15 protein-coding genes are annotated in these 12986 nt (G+C 43.4%); 2 read left to right on the top strand and 13 right to left on the bottom strand.

Translation table 11 applies throughout. The annotated features are described in order from the left end of the window. Nucleotides 1-726: 726 nt before the first annotated feature. From BCU91_RS14370 to BCU91_RS14310, 13 genes are all read right to left on the bottom strand, one after another. Nucleotides 727-1026 (bottom strand): transposase, encoded by a 300-nt coding sequence (locus tag BCU91_RS14370; RefSeq protein WP_102440095.1) that lies wholly within the window; start codon nucleotides 1024-1026, stop codon nucleotides 727-729. A 476-nt stretch (nucleotides 1027-1502) separates the two neighbouring features. After that, nucleotides 1503-2864: a magnesium transporter gene (mgtE, locus tag BCU91_RS14365; RefSeq protein WP_102440096.1), complete on the bottom strand. Its 1362-nt coding sequence runs from the start codon at nucleotides 2862-2864 to the stop codon at nucleotides 1503-1505. Between the two features lie 198 nt (nucleotides 2865-3062). Beyond that, nucleotides 3063-3335 carry an HPr family phosphocarrier protein gene (locus tag BCU91_RS14360; protein ID WP_102440123.1) on the bottom strand — a complete coding sequence of 91 codons (273 nt, stop codon included), beginning with the start codon at nucleotides 3333-3335 and terminating at the stop codon, nucleotides 3063-3065. A gap of 25 nt (nucleotides 3336-3360) precedes the next feature. Continuing rightward, nucleotides 3361-4209 carry an RNase adapter RapZ gene (rapZ, locus tag BCU91_RS14355; protein WP_102475893.1) on the bottom strand — a complete coding sequence of 283 codons (849 nt, stop codon included), beginning with the start codon at nucleotides 4207-4209 and terminating at the stop codon, nucleotides 3361-3363. Next, nucleotides 4206-4649 carry a PTS IIA-like nitrogen regulatory protein PtsN gene (ptsN, locus tag BCU91_RS14350; protein ID WP_102440098.1) on the bottom strand — a complete coding sequence of 148 codons (444 nt, stop codon included), beginning with the start codon at nucleotides 4647-4649 and terminating at the stop codon, nucleotides 4206-4208. Before ptsN ends, rapZ begins: the two co-directional genes overlap by 4 nt. 2 nt (nucleotides 4650-4651) lie before the next feature. Next, complete coding sequence (gene hpf, locus BCU91_RS14345) at nucleotides 4652-4939, bottom strand: ribosome hibernation promoting factor (protein WP_076539186.1); 288 nt, start codon at nucleotides 4937-4939, stop codon at nucleotides 4652-4654. Nucleotides 4940-4962: 23 nt separating this feature from the next. Next, nucleotides 4963-6447: an RNA polymerase factor sigma-54 gene (locus BCU91_RS14340; protein WP_102440099.1), complete on the bottom strand. Its 1485-nt coding sequence runs from the start codon at nucleotides 6445-6447 to the stop codon at nucleotides 4963-4965. Between the two features lie 134 nt (nucleotides 6448-6581). After that, nucleotides 6582-7313: an LPS export ABC transporter ATP-binding protein gene (gene lptB, locus BCU91_RS14335; RefSeq protein ID WP_076539182.1), complete on the bottom strand. Its 732-nt coding sequence runs from the start codon at nucleotides 7311-7313 to the stop codon at nucleotides 6582-6584. After that, on the bottom strand, nucleotides 7313-8023 hold the full coding sequence (gene lptA, locus BCU91_RS14330) for a lipopolysaccharide transport periplasmic protein LptA (RefSeq protein WP_102531747.1): 711 nt from the start codon (nucleotides 8021-8023) through the stop codon (nucleotides 7313-7315). Before lptA ends, lptB begins: the two co-directional genes overlap by 1 nt. Next, nucleotides 8010-8570: an LPS export ABC transporter periplasmic protein LptC gene (lptC, locus tag BCU91_RS14325; protein WP_102440101.1), complete on the bottom strand. Its 561-nt coding sequence runs from the start codon at nucleotides 8568-8570 to the stop codon at nucleotides 8010-8012. The genes lptA and lptC overlap by 14 nt, the downstream gene beginning before the upstream one ends. Continuing rightward, nucleotides 8567-9133 carry a 3-deoxy-manno-octulosonate-8-phosphatase KdsC gene (kdsC, locus tag BCU91_RS14320; RefSeq protein WP_076539176.1) on the bottom strand — a complete coding sequence of 189 codons (567 nt, stop codon included), beginning with the start codon at nucleotides 9131-9133 and terminating at the stop codon, nucleotides 8567-8569. The genes lptC and kdsC overlap by 4 nt, the downstream gene beginning before the upstream one ends. Nucleotide 9134: 1 nt before the next feature. Further along, entirely contained in the window at nucleotides 9135-10112 is a 978-nt protein-coding gene (locus tag BCU91_RS14315) for a KpsF/GutQ family sugar-phosphate isomerase (RefSeq protein WP_076539174.1), read from the bottom strand. 68 nt (nucleotides 10113-10180) lie between these two features. Beyond that, nucleotides 10181-11143, bottom strand: a complete 963-nt coding sequence (locus tag BCU91_RS14310; RefSeq protein WP_102531746.1) for a calcium/sodium antiporter — start codon at nucleotides 11141-11143, stop codon at nucleotides 10181-10183. A gap of 183 nt (nucleotides 11144-11326) precedes the next feature. Here BCU91_RS14310 and BCU91_RS14305 point away from each other — a divergent pair, with 183 nt between their 5' ends. Both BCU91_RS14305 and mlaE read left to right on the top strand, forming a co-directional pair. Beyond that, nucleotides 11327-12154: an ATP-binding cassette domain-containing protein gene (locus BCU91_RS14305; protein ID WP_102440104.1), complete on the top strand. Its 828-nt coding sequence runs from the start codon at nucleotides 11327-11329 to the stop codon at nucleotides 12152-12154. After that, nucleotides 12141-12926, top strand: a complete 786-nt coding sequence (mlaE, locus tag BCU91_RS14300) for a lipid asymmetry maintenance ABC transporter permease subunit MlaE (protein ID WP_102440105.1) — start codon at nucleotides 12141-12143, stop codon at nucleotides 12924-12926. The genes BCU91_RS14305 and mlaE overlap by 14 nt, the downstream gene beginning before the upstream one ends. Nucleotides 12927-12986: the final 60 nt, after the last annotated feature.

The raw sequence follows: 12986 nt of genomic DNA, 5'->3' as shown, positions 1-12986 counted from the left end.
TGCAGGTTTCAATTCAGTGATACTGCAATCATGGGGGGAATGCAGTCACTGAGCTTGAATAAAATTGACAAGCTTGATTGTTTAAAAGCCTTTATCGTCGGAATATTAGCTTCTTAATAAGTGCACTTGGGGTGGTGCGCTTATCGAATCAAACCTATCGGAATCGTTATAAAATCAATTCGTTTTGTCTTTACTGGCACTAATGACATCCTTTCATTAGCACCGGCCTTACACTGCCTTTTGGCATTCCTGCGACCTATTATTATTGTTAGTCCCTGTTGCAGGTTTCAATTCAGTGATACTGCAATCATGGGGGGAATGCAGTCACTGAGCTTGAATAAAATTGACAAGCTTGATTGTTTAAAAGCCTTTATCGTCGGAATATTAGCTTCTTAATAAGTGCACTTGGGGTGGTGCGCTTATCGAATCAAACCTGCCGGAACAGTCTTAAAATCCATTCGTTTCGTATTCACGGGCACCAATGACATCCTTTCATTAGCACCGGCCTTACACTGCCTTTTGGCATTCCTGCGACCTATTATTATTGTTAGTCCCTGTTGCAGGTTTTTAGCTTACATAGCTGCTTTATATCAGCTTTTTATGTAATAAAATTGACAAACCTGAGGGTGAACAGCTCTATATTTTACAATAGATTTGTCGCTAATTAATTGCCGATGGGGGCAGCGTTTAATTCAATCAAGTTTGTCGGAACTGTGTTAATCCCCACTAATTGCTATTAATCGATAACAGCTGCTGATTCAGCTGAGATAACTTAAGTTGTAAGTGAGCTATCTCTGACACTAAAGCGCTTTTCTGTTTAGCTTGTGTACGCTTGCGAGTGGTCACGCCCTCGGCATTAGTTTTTGATGTCATCGCGGTTTCTTTATTTTTAACCCATTGGTAAACCGTTTTTGCTGAGATGCAGTATTGCTTAGCAACATCAGAAATTAATCGATTATGTTGCTTCACTTCAGCGATCACTTGCTGCTGAAAGCTCTCGGGATAAAACTTTGTTTGTGCTGACATATTAGCTCCAAGCATTTAAAAGCGATTAACTTCGTCGGCTTAACGATAAGACTATTCTACTTCCCATAGGCTACAGCCTACATGCTTATAAAAGTGGCACTGATTACGACAAAGATTCAAACATGTGTGTAATAATTTCATCATCGACTCCTGCTGATATTCAAATTTATAAGGCTTAAATTTCTCCACTAAATTGGTCAAATTAAAAGCTACCTCTTTAGTGATACGTAACTCAATGGAATACTTGTGCCAATTATGAAATAAATATTTTACCCTTTTATTACAGTGACTTATTTTTTTAAAGTGTTAGCTCTAAAAAGTGAGCGTGAAACATCTTGGTGCAAAAGTACTATTTTGGTGCGAATTGGTTTTAATTGGTAAACAAAAGTAACCATTAAAACTCTATGGTTTTAAGGCACAAAAAAGCGGCAATAAATGCCGCTTTTTATGCTGATGAGAGAGGGGGTTTTACGGCGCTACATTAAGAAAATGGTCGCTAAGCCTAAAAAGGCGAATAAGCCAATCACATCGGTGACTGTGGTTAGTACCATACCGCCAGCCAATGCCGGATCGATATTGAGTTTTTTAAGTATGAGCGGAATACTGGCCCCCGCTAGTCCGGCAACGGTCATGTTAATGAGCATCGCGCCGCCAATGAGACCGCCCAGTGCCATATCACCTTTCCATAGCCACACTGCAAAGAAGACCAGTACCGACCACATGAGGCCATTAAGAAAACCAATGGCTAATTCTTTACCGATAAGCCAACGGGAGTTACTTTGGCCAATATGACCCAAGGCGATACCACGAATAACCAGAGCTAAGGTTTGATTGCCTGCCACACCGCCCATACTAGGGACAATAGTCATTAAAATCGCGATGGTGGCAAATTGCTCTAACGTGCCTTCAAACATATTACTTACTGATGCAGCAAGTAAGGCGGCAAACAAGTTAATGGTAAGCCATAGCGAGCGTCTGAAGGTGCTTTTCATTACGGGGCCAAAGGTATCTTCATCGTCATCCATACCCGCCATCCCCATCATTGAGTGTTCGGCGTCTTCACGAATAACATCGACCACATCATCAATGGTAATACGGCCTAATAATTTTTGCGCTTCATCTACCACTGGGGCCGAAATCCAGTCATGGCGTTCAAATAATTGCGCCACTTCATTATCAGGCATGTCCACAGGGATGCTTTCTAATTCAGGATCCATGATGCTGCGAATGGTTGAATTAGGATCACAGGTGAGTAGATCGGCAAGGCGCACCCCACCAAGCACATGATCGTTGCGATCAACCACATATAAGGTATCTGTGGTATCGGGTAAGTTGCCGCGCTGGCGCAAATAGCGTAATACCACATCAATATTAACGTCAGGACGCAAAGTGACCGTATCAGTATTCATGATACTGCCAGCGGTGTCATCAGGGTATGACAGTGCTTGTTCGACGCGATGGCGGTCTTGACTGCTCATGGATTGCAGTACTTTTTTATAAACAGCATCTGGCAAACTTCTTAAGATGTAAGCCAAGTCATCGGTATCCATCCCAGAGGTGGCTTGGGCTACTTTTTCTGGGGTCATAGCGCTGATGAGTGAATCTTTTAACTCTTCACCGAGTTCTTCTAGGATTTCACCCGCTTGCTCATGATCAATCAGTTGCCATAACACTTGACGAGTTTTCGGCGGTGATGATTCAAGAATTAATGCGACATCGGAGGCGGCCATGTCATGAAGCATATTTCTGACATGAACAAACATACCGCTACCTAATGCTTGTGTAAGCTGATTAAGACGTTGTTCGGTCAGTTCGCTGTCGATGACTTCAATACCCATTGGCTACTCCTGAAAAGACGATGATGAAATGTTAACTTAACTCACCGGAAAGAATGAAGAAATTTCTAATATCTGATGGCTTGATGCGCAATTCATAAATACGCTAATACTGCTTGGTGGTGTGTTGAGTATAGCTAATAAAATAATGGTAAAGGTGAGTCGCTGTGTTTCCTTGGAGATGTTACTGGGCGCAGGCGGTTAGCTTTCTTCGTCAAATTTATCGTTGATTAACTTGCATACGGCCTCAAGGGCTTTTTCTGCATCACGGCCTTGAGCTTCAACAGTAATGATTTTACCAATGCCACTTTCTAACATTAATAACCCCAATACACTGGCAGCACTGGCTTGTTTCTCACCTTGGATAAGGGTGATAGTTGCGTCAAACTCGGTAGCTAAAATTGCCAATTTAGTCGCCGCTCGCGCATGCAAGCCTAGCTTGTTACTGATGGTAATTTGCTTTGAATAGGCCACCGTTTTGGCTGGCGTTGTGGTTAGCTTATTCAATGCCAAGCTCTCTATGGCGGGCGCTGACTTTGTGCTTAGAGTTGTTGAAACGTTTAGCGAGCTGATCGGCAATATAAACCGAACGGTGCTGACCGCCAGTACAACCAATGGCAATGGTCAGGTAGCTGCGGTTATTACGCTCTAAATGTGGCATCCAAGTGTCAAAAAGGTTTTCAATTTGCCAGATAAACTTATTCACCAAAGGCTGTCGCTCTAAGAACTCTTGCACGGGCGCATCTAGGCCTGTGTAGGGCCTTAACTCAAGCTCCCAGTGCGGATTCGGTAAAAAGCGCACATCAAACATAAAGTCTGCTTCAGCCGGCATGCCATGCTTAAAGCCAAATGACTCAAAATGTACCACTAATTCTTTATCAACACTGCCTAGCAAGATTTGCCGAACATGATCGCTCAATTCGTAGATATTAGTTTGCGAGGTGTCGATATAGTGATCAACCATTTTGGCTATGGGTTCGAGTAACCGCCCCTCAAGCTTAATGGCTTCTTGTAACGAAATTTGATTCTTAGACAGTGGGTGTAATCGGCGGGTCTCACTAAAACGCTTCAGTAACACTTTATCGTTGGCGTTTAAAAAGAAACTGGTAATGCTGGTATCGTCAGACAGTAAAGCAATTTGCTCTTTGAGTACTTTGCCTTGCTCTTCGATATTACGCACATCGACGCTAATGGCGACAAGCTCGTTACTATCTTTAAGCTGTTCAAGCAGGCTGCCAATCAGTGGCAGTGGCAGGTTATCAACACAGTAATAACCTAAATCTTCAAGCACTCTCAGTGCGACTGATTTTCCTGAACCTGAACGTCCCGATACGATGACAAGTTTCATGCAGTAATAACCTGATAAAGTTCTGTAGCGTCATGACTCTTTCGAAGTCGTTTAAGTATCAATTTATCACTGAGTTTCTCTGCCATGCTAGATAATGTGCTTAGGTGTTGCTGGCACTGATCTGCAGGTACAAGAAGCGCAAATAAAATATCTACAGGTTGCTTGTCTATGGCATCAAAGGCGATTGGCTCTTCGCATTTGATTAAAATAGCAATGGGTTCTTCGATATTATCTAAGCGCCCATGTGGAATTGCTATGCCATTTCCTATACCTGTACTGCCCATTTTTTCACGCGCTATTAGACTTTCAAAAATAGCCTGTGAAGAAAGGGTTGGGTACTGGGCAGCCATTAAATTGCTGATTAATTCCAGTACCTTTTTCTTACTGCCCGGAGTGGCACAGGTAGTGCACGCCGGCTGCAGGATGGTACGAAGTTCCATCGTTAATGCTTAGTGAGTTTCTCTTTATGTTTAATTACCTGACGGTCTAGCTTATCTATCAGGGCGTCTATTGCCACATACATATCAGCGTTACGCGATACAGCAAACACTTCACCGCCTTTTAGGTGCAGTTTGGCTTCGGCAATCTGTTGTAGCTTTTGAACATCGAGCACAACGTGAACATTATTGATCTGTTCGAAGTGTCGTTCAAGCTTTGAAAATTTTGTTTGCACGTATTCCCGTAAAGATTGAGTTATTTCAATATGGTTTCCAGTCAGGTTAATTTGCATAGGTCATCCTCCAATAACAAAAGTTATAAGCTTTTGCGTTGGTTTGAGGGAGGGATGAGCATTGCCTCTCGATATTTGGCTATCGTACGTCGAGCAACGTTAATCCCTTGTTCAGCCAATAGTGTCGCCATTTTACTATCACTAAGAGGCTTTTTCGGGTTTTCTGCAGCTACGAGCTTTTTAATAAATGCGCGAATTGCTGTAGAAGAGCATTCTCCACCATCATCGGTACTTACATGGCTTGAGAAAAAATATTTTAGTTCAAAAAGTCCACGGGGGGTATGCATGTATTTTTGGGTCGTGACCCGTGAAATGGTCGACTCGTGCATTTCAACCGCTTCAGCAATATCATTGAGCACCATCGGCTTCATGGCTTCTTCACCGAACTCAAAGAAACCTTGCTGAAATTGTACGATACAGTTAGCCACTTTTAGTAAGGTTTCATTACGGCTATCGATGCTTTTGATAAACCATTTAGCTTCTTGTAAATGACCACGAATAAATTGGCTGTCAGCTTGGCTTGAACCGCCTTTGGCCATAGCTGCATATTGCTGATTAACGCCAATTTTAGGCATGTTATCGGGATTTAGCTCGACCACCCAGCGACCATTCTTTTTAAGTACAGTAACATCAGGAATGACGTACTCATCTTTAATGGGGGTAATTTGCAAGCCTGGACGTGGATTGAGCGTTTGAATAAATTCAATGGCTTCACGTAAATCATCTTCTTTAAGCTTGGTTTTACGCATCAGTAACCTAAAGTCACGACCGGCGATTAAATCAAGATGATCTTTAATCAGTAACTTAACATTATCTATGCAAGGAATTTCATTAGGGTATTGGCCTAATTGAATTAATAGACACTCACTTAAATCTCGCGCTGCAATGCCGACGGGATCGAAGTGTTGTACCCGTTTAAGTACAGCTTCAACTTCATCGAGTTCGATATCGTCAGTGCCTAAGGATTGCAAAATGTCTTCAACGCTCTGGGTGAGGTAACCGCGCTCATCAATGGCATCAATAATGGCGGTTGCAATCACTAAGTCATTTTCAGAAAAGGGAGTGAGGTTTTTTTGCCATTCAAGATGCTCATACAAGCCTTCACTGGTTTCGCCTTGAAACGGCATATCATTACCGCTCGATACTGCGCCAGAGCCAGAAGTAGGCGAGGCGGTATACACCTCATCCCATGTGGTATCCATAGGGAGTTCTTCAGGCATAGAATCTTTAGTGAGCGATTCAGTGGTATCAACCGTTGAGGTGTCTTTTTCTATGGTGACTTGGCTATTATCACTAAAATCGGTGTCAGTTTGCAGGGCGTTTTCTTTTACGGGCTCTTTGGCTTTAGTGAATTCGTCTTCAAGCTCTAATAGCGGGTTTGAATCAAGTGCTTGTTGAATTTCTTGCTGTAGCTCCAATGAGGAAAGTTGCAATAAGCGAATCGCTTGTTGCAACTGTGGGGTCATGGTTAAGTGTTGACCCATTTTGAGTTGGAGTGAGGCTTTCATGTACCGCTTGTCCCTAATTGAATTACATCATCGCGACGAACAGTGTGGGCGCTAGTTTATGATCCTAGAAAAATAGACTAGATTAAGGTTTGTTGTTGGCCGCGAATGCCATACTAAAAACTGAATAGTGCTAACTATAGCTTGAATTGTTCACCTAAGTATACCGACCTAACTTGCTGATTGACTAAGATCTCAGCAGGTGTTCCTTCAGCAATCAAGTTTCCGTGACTCACAATATATGCTCGCTCACACACATCAAGTGTTTCACGGACATTATGGTCGGTAATTAGCACCCCTAAACCACGGCTTTTAAGTTGTTGAATAATTTTCTTGATGTCGATTACTGAGATAGGATCTACCCCTGCAAAAGGTTCATCTAATAAAATAAACTTAGGATTTGCCGCTAATGCGCGTGCAATTTCAACTCGGCGACGCTCGCCTCCCGATAACGCCATACCTTGGCTATCACGGATATGAGTTATGTTAAATTCTTCTAATAAATGTTCCAGTTCTTCAATGCGCTGCTCATTTGATAAGCTTTTGCGAGTTTGAAGCACTGCCATTATATTATCGTGTACTGTGAGCTTACGAAAAATACTGGCTTCTTGAGGTAAGTAGCCAATGCCTTTTCGGGCGCGCAAATGCATTGGATCTGCGGTTAAATCATCTTCATCGATCAGAATGCGGCCCTTATCACTTTTGACTAGGCCTACGACCATATAAAAGGTGGTGGTTTTACCCGCACCATTAGGGCCAAGTAAGCCAACAATTTGGCCGGTTTTTACCGTCAGGCTGACATCTTTTACTACCTGGCGACTTTTATAACTCTTAGCGAGATTTTCAGCGGTTAACGTAATTTGGGTCATTAGTCATTTTGCTCAGCTGCTGGGGCTGACAATGTCGCCTGCGCCTCAGCGTTAAGTGATTCAGTTACTTCGGGTGTTTCAGTTGAGTTCACAGCCTCTACAGCAGATAAATTGTTGTTTTCAATTATAGCTGGTGGCGTGTCATCACCGGGTTTAGCGCTGTCTGGTAAATGTGGTTGCTCATCTTTTTTCTTTTCAGAATCAATCAAGTCTGGGTGACTTTCTGGTTGAAAAATAGTGATAACCCGATCTTCACCAGTACCGGTGCTTTCAGCAATTAACTGCTGCTTTTCAATGTTGTAGCTAATTAGGTTACCAGTAACCTGGCTGCCAGCTTGGTCCAATTTAGCATTACCCGTTAAGGTTAAAATGCTAGTGGCAAGCTCATATTTAATTTCATCGGCACTGGCAGTACCAATACGGCCATCATCTAACTCTTGGGAAAATGTCGCAGGGTTACCTGTGGCAATCATGGTTTTTTGGGTGCCGCTTTCGGTGCCAAATGCGCGTAATTCGTCGGCATTAATGTTAATCGACCCTTGAGTCACATTAACTGGGCCATAGAAGATGACCTGATTGTTTTTTATGTCAGCTTTTTGGCTCACAGCTGCGACTTTAAGCTCTTGCTGTAAATCGCCTTCTTTTGCATAGGCGCTGGCAATACTGACTACACTGAGTAGTGAGGCAATCAAAAGTTTACTTTGCTTCATACGTTCCTTCTACTTGACTTAAAAGTTCAAGTTCTTGAGCATTTAAATCAGCATACAGGCCTAAACCTTGTATATTAAAATCTGACCCAGTAACAAAAATTTGTCTATCTGAGGTCAAAATCATGGTGTTCATATCGAGTGCCAACATGGTGGTTGTCAAAGATTGTAATGGCTCGTCGATGTTTATTGCATCAATAATAACATTATTTTCTAAAACTACTTTGCCTGTTTCATTATTCAGCTTGCCTAAATCTGCGCTTAATTGCCATTCGGCTTCACCATTTTCAGGATAAATAAGGTAGACAGGCTCAGTAAACATGGTTTCATTACTTTGCTGAAAGTGCTCCATGTATTTCGCTGAGACTCGGCTTTGCACTAAACCTTGCTCATTAAATTCAGTGGTGCGTAAGTCATTGGCGATAAAATCAGGGCGAGCAGGGGCAGGCAATTTACTTGCCTCCATCTGACTACGTTTAATTTGTACTTGCCAATAAAGGACTAAGGCTGCGCCAAAAAATCCGATAATAGCGAAGGTCACTCGGCTCATATACTCATTCCGTGGGCATTTTCAAACTTATCTTGGCTAAGTAATAGCAAATCGGTGAGTTCACGTAATGCGCCATTTCCGCCGTTAATGGTGGTGGTCATATGGCAATGTTGTTTAACATAAGGATGGCCATCAGCCACACAAACTGCAAGGCCAACCTGTTTCATCACAGGTAAGTCAACCATGTCATCACCAATATAGGCGACTTCATCTGGGCTAACGCCATAGGTATCTAACAGGCTTTGGTAAGGCACTAGTTTATCATCAACACCTTGATAAATATGAGTGACACCTAAAGCGGTCATTCTATTTTCCACAATGGCAGATTTACGCCCGGTTATCACAGCAACATGAATATTACTGGTTAAAATAGAGCGAATGCCATAACCATCACGGGTATGAAATGCTTTTAACTCTTCCCCTGCATTACTTAAATAAATACGGCCATCGGAAAATACCCCATCGACATCGCAAATAAGCAGCTTAATTTTTTTGGCTTTTTGCCAAACATCATCAGAGATTGGGCCGTAAAAACCTTGGTGCAGTGTTTCGTGTAATGACATGTTAAATGACTCCAGCTTTAACCATATCGAGCATGTTAAGTGCGCCGACTGGGCGTTGGTTCTCGTCTACGACAATTAAACCGTTAATACTTTTTTCTTCCATAATCTGTAATGCTTGCGCGGCTAAAATACCTGGGCTGATGGTAATGCAGTTGGTTGTCATTACATCGGCAATAGCGGTAGTACGCAGGTTCACTTCAGCATCGATGACGCGGCGTAAATCACCGTCAGTAAAGATCCCGACTAGCTTGTCTGCATTATCGATCACTGCAGTCATACCTAAACCTTTATTTGAGATCTCATATAGGGTTTCAGTAATGCAGAGCTCACTTTTCACCTGTGGAATATCAGCGCCTTTGTGCATTACATCGCTGACTTTAAGTAATAGTTTACGACCTAAAGATCCACCAGGGTGGGATAGGGCGAAATCATCACGGGTAAAGCCTTTCGCTTGCAATAATGCTACGGCCAAGGCGTCACCCATCACCAAGGTTGCGGTAGTGCTTGATGTTGGTGCTAGCCCTAATGGGCAGGCCTCTTCAGGCACTTCAATACATAAATGCAGTTTAGATAGCTTGGCCATATTGGATTCTGGTTTACCCGTAATCGCGATTACCGGGACCCCCATGCGCTGTATAACGGGCATTAAGGTGAGAATTTCACTGGCTTCACCAGAATTTGATATGGCTAAAATAATATCATTTTTTGCCAGAGCGCCTAAGTCGCCATGGCTTGCTTCGCCAGGGTGAACAAAAAATGCAGGCGTGCCTGTGCTGGCGAGTGTGGCAGAAATCTTATTGCCAATGTGGCCAGATTTGCCCATGCCCATGACAATGACTTTGCCTTTACATTCTAAAATGAGTTCACAGGCTTGGCCAAACTCGTCTGAGTCTACATATTGATAAAGGTTATCTAATGCTGCCTTTTCAATATCAATGACTTGACGACCCCATTGGCGCAATTGTGTTTGTTCTGTCATATGTATCTCTCTATTGTCCAAAGCGATTTCGGGTTACGCTTTGGTGAGTCACACATCTTTATGCCCCATTATTGTGATTGAAATAAGACAACTTGGTACGCAATAAAGACGATTAATAAAAGGGCTCCATGCCAGCGAGTAAGCTGCTTTTTAGCGCCACTCGATAATACCAGTACTGCTAATGCGGTGCTGGTTGCTAGTACCATGTAAAAATCTCGACCGCTTGCATTTATGTCGATTTCACCTGGGGCAATCAGCCCTGGAATGGCCAGCACTGCTAAAATATTAAAAATGTTTGAGCCAACAATATTACCAATCGCGAGGTCGTCTTCTTTTTTTAGGACGCCAGCGATGCATGCTGCTAGTTCCGGTAAACTGGTGCCAATGGCAATAATGGTCAAGCCGATGACCAGATCTGACAAGCCAAATGTCTTGGCAATGCCTACCGCGCCCGTCACCATCCAGTCTGCCGAGAGTGGCAATAACACCATACCAACAATGATCCAGATAATAGCATGTAATGTGCGTACATTTTTAGGGATCTCTGCGTCAGACTCATCAGCTAGGACATCTTTTTTCTTATTTCGCATCGCGCTCCAAATGAAATAGCCCATCAAGGCGAAAAATGCGATTAATAATACCCCTCCTTCAACACGGGTGAGCATGCCATCGTGAATAAGGTAGCCAGCTAATACGGTTGCCGCAATCATGATTGGAATTTCACGCTTTAAGGTTTCTGAGCGAACTGAAATAGCCCCAAACAATGCGGTAACCCCTAATATCAAGGTGATGTTAGCCACGTTTGAGCCGAGCACGTTACCAATTGCAGTATCGCTCATGCCTTCCATTGATGCGGTGGCAGCAACCAGCATTTCTGGCGCTGAGCTGCCCATGGCCACAATGGTTAAACCGATTAACATTGGTGGCAGGCCTAAGTTTCTAGCAAAGGCGGCAGCTCCGTAAACAAAGCGATCTGCGCTCCAAACTAATGCGCCCAATCCGACGATGAGCATCATGATATTAAAAAGCATCTTGTTCCAATTATTTGAGTTATGGCGATATTTTTGTCAGATATTAACAAAAATCGTCGCTATTGCGAAAATTGTTAGGGATTGTAACGCATGGTGATTGATTTGTTGTAGGTTCTTACACAATTTCGTACACTTCAGCTCTACATCTCGTTCTCTAGGAAGGCTATTATTTCCTCTATAGACATGTCTACTCCAAGTTTAGAGCCCACTAGGTCAGCCCTTGTAGAAGTTAAGAACATGGGCTTTAGCCGAGGGACTAAGGTTATCTTTGATGATATCAGTCTCAGCATTCCAACTGGCAAAGTGACCGCCATTATGGGGCCAAGTGGCATAGGTAAAACCACCTTACTTAAACTTATCGGCGGTCAATTAACCCCTGATAGTGGTGAGGTGCTTTTTGCTGGGCAAAACATTCACCAACTGAAGCGGCAACAATTATTTGAGCAGCGAAAGCGCATGAGTATGTTGTTTCAAAGTGGGGCGCTTTTTACCGATATGAATGTGTTTGATAATGTGGCGTTTGCGCTGCGTGAGCACTCAGGGTTAGCTGAAACTATTATTCGTAAGATTGTGTTGATGAAGCTGCAAGCCGTGGGGCTGCGGGGCGCCGCTCTGATGATGCCCAATGAGTTATCCGGCGGCATGCAGCGCCGAGTTGCATTGGCGCGGGCGATAGCACTTGAGCCTGAAATGATTTTGTATGACGAGCCTTTCGCCGGTCAAGATCCTATTTCGATGGCGGTGCTGGTGAAATTGATTGGCGAATTATCTGAAACATTGAGGCTGACTTCGGTGGTCGTGTCCCACGATGTGGATGCAGTATTGAGTATTGCCGACTATGTTTATGTTATCGCCGAGAAAAAAGTAATCGCTTCAGGCACGCCTGCTGAATTACGGGCTTCAACCAATCCACAAATTGAGCAATTTATTCATGGAGCACCCGATGGGCCGGTGGCTTTTCATTATCCAGCTGAAGACTATCAACAGGAGATGTTAAGTGGACGTGATTAACTTTATCAGTAATATTGGCCGCTTTGCTTTGGATTTTATTTCAGGTCTAGGCCGAGCAGGGCTGATGTTATGGGGCGCTATTGCCCGTTGGCCGAATGTTAAAAAAGATATTGGCTTAATCACCAAGCAAGTTTATGTGTTGGGTGTTCGCTCCATGGTGATCATCATAGTCTCTGGCCTGTTCATCGGTATGGTGCTGGCATTACAAGCTTATACGGTACTGGCTGATTTTGGCACGGTCGAAAGCCTAGGGCCCATGGTGGCATTGAGCTTATTAAGAGAGCTTGGTCCTGTGGTTGCGGCATTACTTTTTGCAGGGCGCGCAGGCTCGGCATTAACCGCTGAAATTGGCTTAATGAAGTCAACCGAGCAGTTATCAAGCTTAGAGATGATGGCGGTTGACCCTTTACACCAAATCATAGCGCCACGTTTTTGGGCGGGGGTTATCACCCTGCCATTATTAGTGATGATGTTTTGTCTTGTTGGCATTATCGGCGGTCATTTAGTGGGAGTTGAATGGAAAGGCATTGATAGCGGCTCTTTTTGGTCAATTCTGCAAGCATCGGTTGAGTGGCGCCAAGATATTGTAAATTGTTTAATCAAAAGTGTGCTTTTTGGCGTAGTGGTAACCTGGATATCTTTATATCGTGGTTATGAAGTCATTCCCAACCCCGAAGGCATTAGCCGAGCGACCACATCCACTGTGGTTCAGGCGAGTTTAGCAGTGTTAGCGCTCGATTTTTTACTGACAGCGATTATGTTCGGCAATTGATGTTAACTGCTGAGTGTTAGCGGGAGGTAAGTTGGGTAAATTTTGCATTCATTAATTAAA

This window comes from Shewanella sp. 10N.286.52.B9 (genome assembly GCF_002873635.1).
In the GTDB taxonomy this organism is placed as follows: domain Bacteria; phylum Pseudomonadota; class Gammaproteobacteria; order Enterobacterales; family Shewanellaceae; genus Shewanella.
The sequence above is the reverse complement of the archived record's forward strand: the minus strand, read 5'-3'. Positions and strand labels throughout refer to the sequence as shown.